Genomic DNA, 14,365 nt, shown 5'->3' on the forward strand with positions numbered 1-14,365 from the left:
GACGCTTCGTACGCACCATCCGCACGACGCCAAGGAACATCATGACCCGCATCTCCGATTCAGGACTCTCCGTCGCCATCGTCGGCGCCACCGGCCAGGTGGGCACCGTCATGCGCGAGATTCTCGCCGAGCGGGCGTTCCCGATCCGCGAGCTGCGGCTCTTCTCGTCGTCGCGCTCCGCGGGCACGGCGATCGAGTTCGGCGGAGCGACCGTGATCGTCGAGGACGTCGAGACGGCAGATGCCGCCGGCATCGACATCGCCCTGTTCTCCGCCGGCGCGACCGCCAGCCGCGCCTACGCGCCGCGCTTCGCCGCGGCGGGCGCCGTGGTCGTCGACAACTCGAGCGCCTGGCGCAACGACCCCGAGGTCCCGCTCGTCGTCAGCGAGGTCAACCCGCACGCGATCGACGATCGCCCCAAGGGCATCATCGCGAACCCGAACTGCACCACGATGGCGGCCATGCCCGTCCTGAAGGCGCTGCACGCGGATGCCGGCCTCGAGCGTCTGATCGTCTCGACGTACCAGGCCGTCTCCGGCTCCGGCCTCGCCGGCGCGCAGGAGCTGCTCGGACAGGTCGAGGGGGTCCTCGCCCAGGGCGACACCCTCCGCCTCGTGCACGACGGCTCGGCGATCGACTTCCCGCAGCCCGAGAAGTACGTCGCCCCCATCGCCTTCGACGTCATCCCGTTCGCGGGCAACCTCGTCGACGACGGACAGAACGAGACCGACGAGGAGAAGAAGCTCCGCAACGAGAGCCGCAAGATCCTCGAGCTGCCCGACCTGCGCGTCGCCGGCACCTGCGTGCGTGTCCCGGTCTTCACCGGACATTCGCTGTCGATCCACGCCGAGTTCTCGAAGGACATCACACCGGAGCGCGCCACCGAGCTGCTCGCGGCGGCCCCCGGCGTCGCCCTCGAAGAGGTTCCGACCCCGCTCCAGGCAGCCGGCAAGGACCCGAGCTTCGTCGGTCGCATCCGCGCCGACCAGTCCGCACCCGAGGGCAAGGGTCTCGTGCTGTTCATCAGCAACGACAACCTGCGCAAGGGCGCGGCGCTCAACGCGGTGCAGATCGCCGAGGTGCTCGCCGAGCGTCTCGCCGTCATAGCCTGACCGCATCGCCGCCATGCGCATCCGGTCTCATCGGGCCGTCCGCGCGGACCTGGGCTGGCTCTGAGACCCGTGCGGCCGAACTAGACTGATCTGGTGACTGAAAACGTCGATGTCGTCCTGATCGGCGGTGGCATCATGAGCGCCACCCTGGGTACTCTGCTGCACGAACTGCAGCCGGAGTGGAAGATCGTCGCCTTCGAGCGACTCTCCGATGTCGCCCAGGAGAGCTCGAACCCCTGGAACAACGCAGGAACCGGTCACGCCGCCCTGTGCGAGCTGAACTACATGCCGCAGCAGGGCGACGCGCCTCTCGACCCGGCGAAGGCCGTCTCGATCAACGAGCAGTTCCAGCAGAGCCGTCAGTTCTGGTCGTCGCTGGTCGACAAGGGCGTGCTCGACGCGCCGTCGACCTTCATCAACGCGACTCCGCACATGACCTTCGTGCGTGGCGAGAAGGACGTCGCCTACCTCAAGGCCCGCTACGAGGTGCTCAAGGAGCAGCCGCTGTTCGCGGGCATCGAGTACAGCGAGGACTCGCGCGTCATCAACAAGTGGGCGCCGCTCCTCATGCAGCAGCGTCGCAAGGGCGAGCCGTTCGCGGCCACACGCGTTCCGGCGGGGACCGACGTCGACTTCGGCGCCCTCACGCACCAGCTGTTCGACCACCTCACCGCCTCCGGCGTCGAGCTGCGCACGAACCACGAGGTGCGCAGCCTGAAGAAGCAGAAGGACGGCGGCTGGCTGGTCAAGTACCGCACGACGATCGGCCGCACCCCGAACGAGGTCAAGGCGCGCTTCGTGTTCGTCGGTGCGGGCGGCTGGGCGCTCAAGCTGCTGCAGAACTCCGGCATCCCCGAGATCAAGGGCTACGGCGTCTTCCCCATCGGAGGACAGTTCCTCAAGACGACGAACCCGACGGTCGTCGCGCAGCACAAGGCGAAGGTGTACTCGCAGGCCTCGGTCGGCGCCCCGCCCATGTCGGTCCCGCACCTCGACACCCGCGTCGTGGGCGGGGAGGCCTCGCTCATGTTCGGCCCCTTCGCGACGTTCAGCCCCAAGTTCCTCAAGAACGGCTCGATGCTCGACATCGTCTCGCAGGTGCGCGCGCACAACCTGGTGCCGATGCTGCAGGTCGCGGTCAAGAACCCCGATCTCATCACGTATCTCGTGGGCGAGCTGCTGAAGAACCACGCGAAGAAGGTCGACAGCCTGCGCACCTTCATGCCGACCGCGAAGGACGAGGACTGGACCCTCATCGACGCCGGTCAGCGTGCCCAGGTGATGAAGAAGGATCCGCAGAAGGGCGGCATCCTCCAGTTCGGCACCGAGGTGGTCTCGTCGGCCGACGGATCGATCGCCGGTCTCCTCGGCGCATCGCCCGGCGCATCGACGGCCGTCCCGATCATGCTCCAGCTGCTCAAGACCTGCTTCCCGGCTGAGTACGCGGGCTGGGAGCCCGAGCTGCGCGCGCTCATCCCGACGTTCGGCGAGCAGCTGAACAAGGATGCCGAGCTCGCGGAGGAATCCACGGCGGCGACCGCCGCGACCCTCGGCATCAACGCCTGAGCCGGCACCGTGGCGAAGCTCTACTTCCGCTACGGCGCGATGAACTCGGGCAAGTCGACCTCGCTGCTGCAGGCCGCGTACAACTACGAGGAGCGCGGGCAGCATGTGCTGCTCGCCAAGCCCGCGATCGACACCAAGGGGGCGTCCGAGATCGCCAGCCGGCTCGGCGTCACGCGCGAGGTGGACTTCCTGATCGGCCCGGGGGATGACGCCCGGCGCCTGTTCGGCGAGCACCGCGAGCGCATCCGGCGTTCGGCGGAAGAGGAGCTGATCCCGAGCGGGCCGATCGACGTGGCCTGCCTCCTGATCGACGAGGCGCAGTTCCTCACGCCGCCCCAGGTCGACGACCTGTTCCGGATCGCGATCGAGGATCGCATCCCGGTCATGGCCTACGGCATCCGCAACGACTTCCTGACCCATGCGTTCCCCGGCTCGGCCCGCCTGCTGGCGATCGCGCACTCGCTGGAGGAGCTCAAGACGATCTGCCGCTGCGGACGGAAGGCCGTGTTCAACGGCCGCGTCATCGGAGGGCGGTTCGTCTTCGACGGCGATCAGGTCGCGATCGACGAGGGGGCCGACGGCTCCGCCGCGCCCGAGCTGACGACGTACGAGTCGCTGTGCGGCACCTGCTACCTCGAGGAGTCCGGCGGACGCCTGGGCTGAGCGCTCTCCCTCTTCTCGCCGACTCTCTTCTCGCCGAGGTTCGCGCCGCCGACGTTGCGTGGTCTGACCACACGCGCTACTGTGGTCAGACCACATACCGCGGCACCCGCGCCCGCGTGCCGCGACGAGGAGGACGGATGCCGGAGCAGCAGCCCGCGCGCGCCTGGCGTCTCGTGCTCGAGCACATCGAGCGCGATCTCCTCGACGGACGCCTCGGCCCGGGCGACCGGCTGGCCTCGGAGCGGGACCTGGCGAGCGAACTGGGTGTCGGTCGATCGAGCGTGCGCGAGGCCTTCCGCGTCCTCGAGGTCATGGGGCTGATCCGCACGGCCACGGGCTCCGGGCCCCAGTCCGGTGCCATCGTGATCGCGACCCCGACCGGCGGGATGTCGGCGCTGCTGCGGCTCCAGGTCGCGGCCCAGGGGTTTCCGCTCGCCGACGTGGTGCAGACGCGTCTGGTGCTCGAAGACGCCGTCGTCGGGGCTATGGCGGCATCCGATGAGCGGGACACGGCCCGCGCACACGAGCTCCTCGAGGCGATGGACGCGGCAGACCTCACCCCGGAGGAGTTCCTCGCCCTCGACGCGCAGCTGCACCTCTCTCTGGCCGAGGGCAGCGGCAACACCGTCATCGCGGCGATGATGGCGGGGCTGCGCTCGTCGATCGAGTCGTACGTGCAGGGCGGGGTCGCCGCGATCCCCGACTGGGAGGCCATGGCCGCCCGGTTGCGCATCGAGCACCACGAGCTGGTCTCCGCGATCGACGCCGGCGACGCCGATGCCGCGCGATCCCTCGTGCGCGCCCACATCACCGGCTACTACACGCAGATCCTGACCCCCTGATCCTGACCCCCTGATCCGCACCGAGAGGCACACCATGGTCCAGCGCCAGCTTCCCAACCCCGCAGAGCTGCTCGAGCTCATGAAGTTCAAGAAGCCCGAGCTCGACGGCCGCAAGCGCCGCCTCGACGCCGCTCTCACGATCGACGATCTGCGCTCGATCGCCAAGCGCCGCACCCCGAAGGCGGCCTTCGACTACACCGACGGCGCCGCTGAGGGCGAGCTCTCGCTCACCCGCGCGCGTCAGGCGTTCCAGGACGTGGAGTTCCACCCGGGCATCCTCCGCCCAGCGCCGACCGTCGACACGAGCGTCGACATCCTCGGCGGGCCGTCCGCTCTGCCGTTCGGCATCGCCCCCACCGGCTTCACGCGCCTCATGCAGACCGAGGGCGAGGTCGCCGGCGCAGGCGCCGCGGCCGCCGCCGGCATCCCGTTCACCCTCTCGACGCTCGGCACGACGTCGATCGAGGGCGTCAAGGCCGCCACCCTTCGAGAGCCTCAGGGACCGGTCCCCGGACGGAACTGGTTCCAGCTGTACGTGATGCGCGACCGTGAGATCTCCTACGAGCTCACCCGCCGCGCGGCCGCCGCCGGCTTCGACACCCTGCAGTTCACGGTCGACACCCCGGTCGCCGGCGCCCGTCTGCGCGACAAGCGCAACGGCTTCAGCATCCCTCCGCAGCTGACGCTCGGCACGATCATCAACGCGATCCCGCGGCCCTGGTGGTGGTTCGACTTCCTGACCACCCCGAAGCTCGAGTTCGCGTCGCTGAGCACCACGGGCGGCACCGTCGGCGAGCTGCTGGACGCCGCCATGGATCCGACGATCAGCTACGACGACCTGGCGGTGATCCGCGACCTGTGGCCCGGCAAGATCGTCATCAAGGGCGTGCAGAACGTCGAGGACTCGATCCGCCTGCGCGATGAGGGCGTCGACGGCATCGTGCTCTCGAACCACGGCGGGCGTCAGCTCGACCGCGCCCCGATCCCGTTCCACCTGCTCCCCGAGGTCCGCAAGGCGGTCGGGGACGACTTCACGGTGATGATCGACACCGGCATCATGAACGGCGCCGACATCGTGGCGGCGGTGGCGCTGGGGGCGGACTTCACGCTCATCGGGCGCGCCTACCTGTACGGACTGATGGCGGGTGGTCGCCAGGGCGTCGATCGCACGATCGCGATCCTGCGCAGCGAGATCGAGCGCACCATGCGGCTGCTCGGCGTCTCGTCGCTCGCGGAGCTCGAGCCCGGACACGTCACGCAGCTCACCCGCCTGGTGCCGGTGTCGCGCGCGGTGACCGAGGCGGTCGTCCGCTGACCGGGGAAGCGGTCAGGCCGAGGTGACGGCGGCGCGGGCGCGTGGCGGCCAGGGCACGAGCATCGAGGTGGTGCGCCGGTACTCCGCATAGGCGGGATACTTGCCCGCTGTGATGGACTCGGTGAAGATCGTCGATCCGATGAACAGCACGGTGAGCAGGGCAGGACCGATGATGGTCGGGTTCAGCGCTCCGCCCAGGATGCCGGCGCCCCCGGCCACCGCGGCCGTCGCGCCGATGGCGTAGAACGCCCACCACTGCGCCTGCTCGAAGAAGAAGTTCGGGTGGCGGCTGTAGCGGAACAGGCCGTCGGTCGCGAAGCCGGGAGCGAGCGTGCCGCCGGCATCCTTCTTGCGCTGGTGGAAGCGCCACTGCTGCTGGTCGGCGACGGTCTCACCCACGAGGAACCCCAGGAACGCGGCCGCGAAGAGCGCGTCCCACCCGGTGAGCCCGGAGGGGTTCTGCGCGGCGACGGCGGCGGGGAGCGTGATCAGCACCAGCAGCGTCATCTGGTAGCCGATGATGAACAGCACGTTGAAGACCTGGAACTGCCACGGCTTCATCCGCTTCCGCAGGATGGCCCACCGGTAGTCCTCCATGCCCGTGTACCCGCCCTTGCGGGCGAAGTTGAAGGTCAGACGTACGCCCCACAGGGTGGCGAGCACCCCCATCAGCACCACGCGCGCCGAGCCGTCGCCCGCGGCGAAGGCCCCGCCGACGAGGATCCACACGTACACGACCGGAACGATCGACCAGGCGCGATCCACCCAGGACGTGTCACGGGTGATCAGCGAGAGCGCCCAGCAGGCGAGACCGGCGATCGCGGCGACGATGATGACGATCAGCAGGGCATCCATGACGCCATGCTAGATCCCCGTCGCGGATCGGCGGCGATTCAGAGCGTCGGGAGGAGCGCGTCGAGCCGGTCGGCGGTGTCTTCCCAGCCCTCGACCGATACGGACGGCACGCCGATCGCGAGCACCGGGTAGTCGTTGCCGCCTTCGTCGAGGCGGTCGCCGTAGAAGAGCATGGCGGACAGGGGGATGCCGGTGTGCTCGGCGAGCCGCCGCATGCCGAACGCCTTGTCGATGCCCGCCTGCGTGATGTCGATCGAGGTCGACCCGCCGGAGCGCACCTCGAGCCCGGGCAGCCGTGCGCTGACGGCGTCACGCAGCAGGGCGCGCTTGGAGCCCGTCGGGTCCCACGCGTGCTTCGCCTCGCGCGGGGCGCGCTGGCCGAGGGCCGAGAAGGTGATCTGCGAACCTCGGTCCTCGAGGATCTCGCCCCAGGGCTCTGTCTCCCACAGCCCGAGGCGTTCGGCCTCCTCGCGGAGCGCGGTCAATGCGGCGGTCTTCTCGGCGTCGCTGAGGTCGTGCGCGTACACGGGAGTGAAGTCGGTGCCGTCGTGCCGCAGGTAGCGCGTGCCGCAGGTCGGCAGCAGGTGCAGGCGCGCGAGGTCGGCGGCATCCGCGTCGCCGAGCCGGGCGATCACCTGCGTGCGGAACTGCGCCTCGTTGCCGCCCGAGATGATCGCGACATCCACGGAGCGCAGCAGCGCCCGGAGGAGGTCGGCGATGCGCTGGTCGATCAGGCCCTTGGACGGAGCGAGCGTGTCGTCGAGGTCGAAGGCGACGAGTGCGGGAGCGGTCATGATGCCTCCAGCGTAGGAGATGACTGCGGAGCGAAGCGCGGCGCGAACGCGAGTGTGCACAGCACGGCGAACGCGACGCCGGCGGTCGCTCCGGAGGAGTTGGCGATCACGTCGGTCAGGGTCGCCGCGCGGTGCGGCAGCGCGACACGCTGAGCCGCCTCGATCGAGAGCGACAGCAGCGGGCCGACCAGCAGTGACAGCAGCCACACCCGGCGGGGGAGCAGCACGAAGGCGAGCACCCCGACCGGGAGGAAGACGAGGATGTTGGCGATGACTTCGAGGCGCGTGAAGTCGAGGGCGGTCCACCCCAGCTCCTGGATCGTCGAGAGCACGAGATCCAGCAGGTTCGGCATCGTCTGCTCGACCCGCGACGGCGTCAGCGTCAGCAGGGCGAGGCCGGCGAGGAAGGGGATGCCGAGGGCCAGAGCCCATGCGCGGGTGTGACGGCGCGGCGGGGGAAGCAGAGAGCCCATGAGTCCCTTCCGTGCGCTGTCTCCGTACAGAGAAGGCCGCCCCTGAGGGCGGCCTTCCGGTGTCACTGGTCGGGGTGACAGGATTTGAACCTGCGACCTCTTCGTCCCGAACGAAGCGCGCTACCAAGCTGCGCCACACCCCGTTTGCAACCCTCCGAGTCTACAGGGAAATGTCCCGTGCGCCGAATCGTGAGCGCGATCACGTCCGAGCGGTCAGGGTGAGCAGTGTGGCCTCCGGGCGGCAGGCGAAACGGACCGGTGCATAGATCGAGTGGCCGCAGCCGGCGCTGACGTTCAGGGGGACCGTGCGGTCGCCGTGGGACCAGGTGCTGAGTCCCTTGGCCTGCTTCAGCGGGATGTCGCAGTTCGCCACCAGCGCGCCGTAGCCGGGCAGGCACACCTGGCCGCCGTGCGTGTGGCCCCCGAAGATCGCGTCCGCGCCGAGGCCGGTGAAGCCGTTGAGGATCCGCTGGTAGGGAGCATGGGTGACGCCGAGCCGCGTGATGCCGGCATCCGCTGCGCCGAGGTCGCCGATCGCGGCGGGCAGCAGATCGAGCCGATCCCAGTCGCGGTGCGCGTCGTTCACGCCGAAGAAGTCGACCGTGTTGCCGGCGACGGTCAGCCGCGCGGCCGCGTTGTCGAGATCGGTCCAGCCGAGCTCGTCGGTGAAGTACCGGTCCAGTGCCTCGGTGTCGAGGGTCTCGGGTTCGTGCTGCTTCTTCGACGGGCCGAGGAAGTACCGCAGCGGATTGCGCGGAGACGGGCCGACGACATCGTTCGAGCCGTGCACGAACACCCCGGGGATGCCGGCGAACGGATCGAACGCGCGGCGGATGCCCACGAGTCCGTCGCGGTGCCCGAGGTTGTCGCCGGTGTTGACGACGAGGTCGGGCCTCAGCTGCGCGAGCGACGCCAGCCAGTCCTGCTTGCGGTGCTGCCAGGGCGCCATGTGCGCATCCGAGATGTGCAGGACGCGGATGGGCGTCGAGCCGGGGGAGAGCGCGGGTGCCGTCTCCTCACGAAGCGTGAAGAGATAGCGCTCGATGCCGATGCCCCACACCGCCGCCGCGACACCCGCGGCCCCCACCGCGCCGAGCGCGATGAGGGCCGGGTGTGCGGATCGGCCGGAGGCTACTGGCACGTCACGCCGACGGTGGTGGCCTTGCTGGCCGCGGCTCCCGGGGCGGGATCCGACCCGGTCACGGCGGCCGTCGGAGGATTGCAGGAGGCGTCGAAGCTGATCTTCGTGAAGCCCGCCGCGATCAGTGCGGCCTGAGCCTGCGCCTTCGACATCCCCACCAGGTTCGCGGGCACGGTCGTTCCGGAGCCGTTGCTGGTCGCGACCGTGATCGTCGCACCGGCCGGAGCCTGCCCGTTCGGGTCCTGGGCCGCGACGAGACCGGCGGCGAGGTTGCTGTCGATCTCTCCACCCTGCGAGAACTGGAAGCCGGCGCCCTCGAGGGTCGCCTTCGCGGCATCCACGGTCATGCCCACCACGCTGGGCACGTCCGTCAGAACGACCTTGGTGAGGTTGCGGTCGGGCTGCGGGAAGTCGTCGCCGCCGTAGGCCGCGTTCGCGGCGGCCTGCGCCACCTCGGCCAGCGGGTAGCGCAGGTCGTTGAGCTGCCAGTCGCCGTACCATTCGCGGTAGATGTTGTCCTGGCCCTGGGTGCGGCCGACCCACGCGGCGGTCGCGACCTTGGTGCTGGCCTCGATCATCATCGTGCCGTATTCGTTGTGCGTGCCCGTCTTTCCGATCAGCGGCGTGCCGTCGCCCGGGTTGGCCCGGCTTCCGGTGCCGCCCGAGTTCATGACGCCCTGGAGGGCGTAGGCGGCGGTCGCCGCGACCTCGGGGCTGATGACGCCGGCGGTGCACGACGATGCCGGGAGCTCGCGGTCCTTGCCGTCGGCGCCGATGACGCGATCGATCGCGCGGGGGGTGCACAGCGTGCCGCCGCTCGCGACCGTCGCGTAGGCGTTGGCCATGGCCAGCGGCGAGATGTTCTTCGAGCCGAGCACGTCGAAGGGGACGTTGCTGTCGGTGGTCTTCTCGCCCGTGGCGACCGTGACGCCCATGCGGTCGGCGACCTTGTTGATGTCGCAGAGGTCGAGCTTGGACGCCATCGCGAAGAAACCGCTGTTCAGCGACTGCGCCGTGAAGTTCATCACGGTCCCGGTGTAGCCGGCCGCGCTGTTGAAGTTCCCGATCTCGCGGGTGTTGGCGGTCATGGTGCCGCCGCCGCAGGCCGCCGCGGTGAACTTCATGTTCGTCTGCAGGCTGCCGTCGACCCGCTCGTTGACGGAGTGCCCCTTCTCGAGCCAGTCGATCAGGGTGAAGAGCTTGTATGTCGACCCGACGGGGAACCCGACCGAGTCGCCGTTCTTCTTGTCGCCGGCGAACACCAGCGAGGTGTAGTCCGGACTGTCGGTGATCGTCTCGCTGAACAGCGTGTTCTGCGTCATCGAAAGGATGCGGCCTGTGCCGACCTCGATCGAGGTGCCCGTCGCACCGAAGTACGCGCCGTAGCTCGTCGGGACGATGTCGGCCATCGTCTGGGCGGCCGGCTCCTGGATGCGGAAGTCCAGCGACGTGAAGATCTTGAGGCCACCGCGGCGGAGCAGATCACGACGATCCTGCAGGGTCTCGCCGAACGACGGGTCCGTCTCGATGATCGACTTCACGTACTGGCAGAAGTACGCGTTGCGTCCGGCCGACGCGCAGCCCTGCGTCGGAGGGTTGAGCAGCGGCTCGATGGCGGAGGCATCCGCCTCGTCGTACTGCGCCTGCGTGATCTTGCCGTCGGTGAGCATGCGGCCGAGCACGTAGTGACGCCGGTCCTTGGTCAGCGAGTACCCGTCTTCGGCTCCGTTGACCGCGGTGCCGTCATCGTTCGTCGACGTGCCCTCCGGCTGGTCGATGCGGAAGGTGTTCGGGTTCTGCACGATGCCGGCGAGCGTCGCCGCCTGCGCGACGGTGAGGTTCGCGGCGGTCGTGGAGAAGTAGTAGTTGGCTGCGGACTCGATGCCGTAGACCGTGCCGCCGAAGTTGGCGATGTTCAGGTACCCGAGAAGGATGTCGTTCTTCGAGAAGTCCTTCTCGATCTGGATCGCGTAGCGCATCTCCTGGAGCTTGCGCTCGATGCCCTTGCTGCCGACCGCGTTCGTCGCGTCGAGCCAGCACTGCTGAAGCTCTTCCGAGTACGTCTCCGAGGTCGTGTCGACCTCCTGCTCGCACTGCTGGATCAGCACGTTCTTGACGAACTGCTGGCTGATCGTCGAGGCGCCGCGACTCGACGTGCCGCGCACGTTGTCGACCAGGGCCTTGACCGTGGCCCCGACGTTCACGCCGCCGTGGCTGTAGAAGTTCTTGTCCTCGCTCGAGAGGATCGCGTCGTACAGTGCCGGGGCGACCTGCTCGTAGGTGACCGGGACGCGGTTCTGCTCGTAGAACGAGGCGAGCTCGACCGGGGTGCCGTCGGGAGCCGTCGCGTAGATGGTCGACTGCTCCATCGGAGTACCCGGGTTGAGGTTCTCGGGGAGCTGGTCGAACAGGGTCAGAGCCTGGGTGCCGGCGACTCCGGTCATGGCGAGGACCGGGGTGACGCTCGCCGTGACCAGCAGACCGGCGACGGCGCTCAGACCGACGAGCCCGACGAGACCGCCGAGCACGCCTCTCACCGTTCGATTCTTCTTTTGGGGCATACGCTTGATCGTAGGGGAGTTCCCTGAATACCGCCTTTGACGAGCCTGCACCCTCGAACCGCCGGGTTTCGAGCCTGCCACGACGGGGTGCGGCGCCCGAATCGACAGGAGTGCCATGACCACGTGGGAATACCTGACCACGCCGCTGCTGATCCACAACACGGCTGCGATCCTCAACAACTGGGGCAAGCAGGGCTGGGAGCTGGTCCAGGTCGTACAGGGTCCGGAGGGCGGCCTGGTCGCCTACCTGAAGCGTCCCGTGACGTCCGACGCCTCGGCGAACGCCGGCCTCGCGGCCGCGGCTGAAGCCGCTCGCCAGTTCGAGGGAGGCGCGGCATGACCGTCTCCGCACGCCTCGCCGAGCTCGGCATCGAGCTGCCGGCCGTCGCCGCTCCCGTCGCGGCATACGTGCCCGCCGTCGTCCACGACGGCCTCGTCTACACCTCCGGTCAGCTGCCGTTCACCGCGGGCGCCCTCCCCGCGACGGGCAAGCTCGGCGCAGAGGTCACGGCCGAGGACGCCAAGGGCTACGCCCGCACCTGCGCGCTGAACGCGCTCGCCGCGGCAGCGGATGCCGCGGGCGGCGTCGACCGCATCGCCGGCGTGCTGCGGGTCGGCGGCTTCGTGGCATCCGTCCCGGAGTTCTCCGGACAGCCGGGCGTCATCAACGGCGCCAGCGAGGTCCTCGGCGAGATCTTCGGCGACGCCGGGCGGCACGCGCGCGCCGCCGTCGGTGTGCCGGTGCTCCCGCTCGACAGCCCGGTCGAGGTCGAGGTCACGTTCATCCTCGCCTGACACGTCGACAGGCTCAGCGACCCGTGGGTCCCTGAGCCTGTCGAGGGGCGCTGGCTACTTGACCTGCGCCGAGATGATGCTCATGACCGCCGTGTCGGCCAGTGTCGTGGTGTCGCCGACCTCGCGTCCCTCCGCGACATCGCGCAGCAGACGGCGCATGATCTTCCCCGAGCGCGTCTTCGGCAGCTCGCCGACGATGTACACGTCGCGAGGACGAGCGATCGCGCCGATCTGCTCGCCGACCCAGAGCCGCAGCAGCTGGGCGAGTCCCGCGGGGTCGTGCGCGGCGAGGTAGCTCTCCTTGATGATCACGAAGGCGACGACCGCCTGGCCCGTGGTCTCATCCGAGGCGCCGACGACCGCCGCCTCGGCCGTGGCCTCGTGCGCCACCAGCGAGGACTCGATCTCGGCGGTCGACAGGCGGTGACCCGACACGTTCATGACGTCGTCCACGCGTCCGAGCAGCCAGAGGTCGCCGTCCTCGTCGAGGCGCGCGCCGTCGCCGGCGAAGTAGTACCCCTGCTCCTCGAACTTCTCCCAGTACGTCTCGCGGAAGCGCTCCGGGTCGCCCCAGATGCCGCGCAGCATGCTGGGCCACGGCTCGGTGACGACGAGGAGTCCGCCGCTGCCGTTGCCGACCTCGACGCCCTTCTCGTCGACCACGTCGATCGTGATGCCGGGCAGCGGCACCTGCGCGGAGCCGGGCTTGGTCGCAGTGACCCCGGGGAGGGCCGAGACCATGATCGCGCCGGTCTCGGTCTGCCACCAGGTATCGACGATCGGCGCCTTGTTCGCGCCGATGACCTCGCGGTACCACATCCACGCCTCGGGGTTGATCGGCTCGCCCACCGAGCCCAGCAGGCGGAGCGACGAGAGGTCGAACTTCGCGGGGATGCTGCGTCCGATCTTCATGAACGAGCGGATCGCGGTCGGTGCGGTGTAGAAGATAGAGACCTTGTACTTCTCGATGATCTCCCACCAGCGGCCGGGGTGCGGAGCATCCGGCGTGCCCTCGTACAGCACCTGCGTGGCGCCGTTGGCGAGCGGACCGTAGGCGACGTACGAGTGCCCGGTCACCCAGCCGATGTCGGCCGTGCACCAATACACGTCCGTCTCCGGATGGAGGTCGAACACGTACTTGTGCGAGTACGCCGCCTGGGTGAGGTAGCCGCCGGACGTGTGCAGGATCCCCTTCGGCTTCCCCGTGGTGCCGGAGGTGTAGAGGATGAAGAGCGGGTTCTCGGCGGGGAAGGCCTCGGCCGTGTGATCGGCGGATGCCGTGGGCACGGCGTCGTGCCACCAGACATCGCGACCCTCCACCCAGTCGACGTCGTTTCCGCCGCGCTGGACGACGAGCACGTGCTCGACCGTCTGCTGCTCGCCCTCTCCGCGGTCGCCGAGCGCCTGGTCGACGGCCGGCTTCAGCGCGGACACCTTGCCCTTGCGGTAGCCGCCGTCGGCCGTGATGACGACCTTCGCGCCCGCGTCGTCGATTCGTGCGCGAAGGCTGTCGGCGCTGAATCCGCCGAAGACCACGGAGTGGATGGCACCCAGTCGGGCCACGGCGAGCATGGAGGCGATGGCCTCGGGGATCATCGGCAGGTAGATCGCCACGCGGTCGCCCTGGCCGACGCCGAAGCCCGCCAGCACGTTGGCCGTGCGCTTGACCTCATCGGTGAGCTCGGCGTACGTGATGCTGCGGCTGTCGCCGGGCTCGCCCTCCCAGTGCAGCGCGATCCGGTCGCCGTTGCCCTCCTCGACGTGGCGGTCGAGGCAGTTGTACGCGACGTTGAGCTCGCCGTCGTCGAACCACTTCGCGAACGGCGGGTTGGTCCAGTCGAGAACCTGCGTGAAAGGCGTGTGCCAGTGCAGGAGGTCGCGGGACTGCTCGCCCCAGAAGGCCTCGCGATCCGCGGACGCGCGCTCGTAGAGCTCGGGCGACGACACGGACTGGGCGACGAATTCCTCCGACGGCGGGAACTTCCGGGTCTCGTCGAGAAGGTGGTCGATCTGGCTGCTCATCAGCAGGCGCTCCTTTGCGGCATCACGGGTCATGCGGGCACGGCGTGACTCTGCCACCGCCGTGTCAGGGCGAATCTATCCCCGGCGCCCGAGCGCGCATACTGCCGAAAGTCGGTAGTGGAGCGGGTTTTGTCAGGACGGTCGCCTTGCGTACACTCGACGTCAGCCGAATTCTCATTCGTGCCTTGGTGCGCCCGATTCCCCCGATCGTGGCCCACCGTGGGCG

Annotated in this window: 13 protein-coding genes and 1 tRNA gene; 7 read left to right on the forward strand and 7 right to left on the reverse strand. The window is 69.1% G+C overall.

Features of this window, described 5'->3' with window-relative positions:
* Positions 1-41 precede the first annotated feature (41 nt).
* The 5 genes from DC434_RS13365 to DC434_RS13385 all read left to right on the forward strand — a co-directional run bounded on the left by DC434_RS13365 (position 42) and on the right by DC434_RS13385 (position 5,498).
* Positions 42-1,112, forward strand: coding sequence for an aspartate-semialdehyde dehydrogenase (locus DC434_RS13365; protein WP_116635770.1), 1,071 nt, complete (start codon positions 42-44; stop codon positions 1,110-1,112).
* Between the two features lie 93 nt (positions 1,113-1,205).
* Entirely contained in the window at positions 1,206-2,678 is a 1,473-nt protein-coding gene (locus DC434_RS13370; protein WP_116635771.1) for a malate:quinone oxidoreductase, read from the forward strand.
* A 9-nt stretch (positions 2,679-2,687) separates the two neighbouring features.
* Entirely contained in the window at positions 2,688-3,341 is a 654-nt protein-coding gene (locus tag DC434_RS13375) for a thymidine kinase (RefSeq protein WP_116635772.1), read from the forward strand.
* Positions 3,342-3,478: 137 nt separating this feature from the next.
* Positions 3,479-4,183, forward strand: a complete 705-nt coding sequence (locus DC434_RS13380) for an FCD domain-containing protein (RefSeq protein ID WP_116635773.1) — start codon at positions 3,479-3,481, stop codon at positions 4,181-4,183.
* Between the two features lie 34 nt (positions 4,184-4,217).
* On the forward strand, positions 4,218-5,498 hold the full coding sequence (locus DC434_RS13385; RefSeq protein ID WP_116635774.1) for an alpha-hydroxy acid oxidase: 1,281 nt from the start codon (positions 4,218-4,220) through the stop codon (positions 5,496-5,498).
* 12 nt (positions 5,499-5,510) lie between these two features.
* Here the strand turns inward: DC434_RS13385 and DC434_RS13390 are convergent, their stop codons facing one another.
* From DC434_RS13390 to DC434_RS13415, 6 genes are all read right to left on the reverse strand, one after another.
* The gene (locus tag DC434_RS13390) at positions 5,511-6,353 is read right to left on the reverse strand and encodes a DUF1295 domain-containing protein (protein WP_116635775.1); all 843 of its coding nucleotides are present in this window, start codon (positions 6,351-6,353) and stop codon (positions 5,511-5,513) included.
* A gap of 38 nt (positions 6,354-6,391) precedes the next feature.
* Positions 6,392-7,147, reverse strand: a complete 756-nt coding sequence (locus tag DC434_RS13395; RefSeq protein ID WP_116635776.1) for an HAD-IIB family hydrolase — start codon at positions 7,145-7,147, stop codon at positions 6,392-6,394.
* Entirely contained in the window at positions 7,144-7,620 is a 477-nt protein-coding gene (locus DC434_RS13400; protein ID WP_116635777.1) for a VanZ family protein, read from the reverse strand. The genes DC434_RS13395 and DC434_RS13400 overlap by 4 nt, the downstream gene beginning before the upstream one ends.
* A gap of 66 nt (positions 7,621-7,686) precedes the next feature.
* A tRNA-Pro gene (locus tag DC434_RS13405) sits at positions 7,687-7,763 on the reverse strand.
* A 56-nt stretch (positions 7,764-7,819) separates the two neighbouring features.
* Entirely contained in the window at positions 7,820-8,761 is a 942-nt protein-coding gene (locus DC434_RS13410; RefSeq protein ID WP_116635778.1) for a metallophosphoesterase, read from the reverse strand.
* Positions 8,752-11,298, reverse strand: coding sequence for a transglycosylase domain-containing protein (locus tag DC434_RS13415; protein WP_243408931.1), 2,547 nt, complete (start codon positions 11,296-11,298; stop codon positions 8,752-8,754). Before DC434_RS13415 ends, DC434_RS13410 begins: the two co-directional genes overlap by 10 nt.
* Before the next feature lie 139 nt (positions 11,299-11,437).
* Here DC434_RS13415 and DC434_RS13420 point away from each other — a divergent pair, with 139 nt between their 5' ends.
* Together DC434_RS13420 and DC434_RS13425 are read left to right on the forward strand one after the other, a co-directional pair.
* The gene (locus tag DC434_RS13420; protein ID WP_116635780.1) at positions 11,438-11,662 is read left to right on the forward strand and encodes a hypothetical protein; all 225 of its coding nucleotides are present in this window, start codon (positions 11,438-11,440) and stop codon (positions 11,660-11,662) included.
* A complete protein-coding gene (locus DC434_RS13425; RefSeq protein WP_116635781.1) occupies positions 11,659-12,117 on the forward strand; it encodes a RidA family protein in 459 nt (152 codons plus the stop codon). The genes DC434_RS13420 and DC434_RS13425 overlap by 4 nt, the downstream gene beginning before the upstream one ends.
* 54 nt (positions 12,118-12,171) lie before the next feature.
* Here the strand turns inward: DC434_RS13425 and acs are convergent, their stop codons facing one another.
* Positions 12,172-14,139: an acetate--CoA ligase gene (gene acs, locus DC434_RS13430; protein ID WP_116635782.1), complete on the reverse strand. Its 1,968-nt coding sequence runs from the start codon at positions 14,137-14,139 to the stop codon at positions 12,172-12,174.
* Positions 14,140-14,365: the final 226 nt, after the last annotated feature.

This window comes from Microbacterium sp. TPD7012, assembly GCF_003075395.1.
Taxonomy (GTDB): Bacteria; Actinomycetota; Actinomycetes; order Actinomycetales; family Microbacteriaceae; genus Microbacterium.

Excerpts from the sequence above, each read along its gene's own strand:
- DC434_RS13365 (WP_116635770.1), top strand. The coding sequence starts at position 42 with ATGACCCGCATCTCCGATTCAGGACTCTCCGTCGCCATCGTCGGCGCC.
- DC434_RS13380 (WP_116635773.1), top strand. The coding sequence starts at position 3,479 with ATGCCGGAGCAGCAGCCCGCGCGCGCCTGGCGTCTCGTGCTCGAGCAC.
- DC434_RS13385 (WP_116635774.1), top strand. The coding sequence starts at position 4,218 with ATGGTCCAGCGCCAGCTTCCCAACCCCGCAGAGCTGCTCGAGCTCATG.
- DC434_RS13390 (WP_116635775.1), bottom strand. The coding sequence starts at position 6,353 with ATGGATGCCCTGCTGATCGTCATCATCGTCGCCGCGATCGCCGGTCTC.
- DC434_RS13395 (WP_116635776.1), bottom strand. The coding sequence starts at position 7,147 with ATGACCGCTCCCGCACTCGTCGCCTTCGACCTCGACGACACGCTCGCT.
- DC434_RS13400 (WP_116635777.1), bottom strand. The coding sequence starts at position 7,620 with ATGGGCTCTCTGCTTCCCCCGCCGCGCCGTCACACCCGCGCATGGGCT.
- DC434_RS13420 (WP_116635780.1), top strand. The coding sequence starts at position 11,438 with ATGACCACGTGGGAATACCTGACCACGCCGCTGCTGATCCACAACACG.
- DC434_RS13425 (WP_116635781.1), top strand. The coding sequence starts at position 11,659 with ATGACCGTCTCCGCACGCCTCGCCGAGCTCGGCATCGAGCTGCCGGCC.
- acs (WP_116635782.1), bottom strand. The coding sequence starts at position 14,139 with ATGAGCAGCCAGATCGACCACCTTCTCGACGAGACCCGGAAGTTCCCG.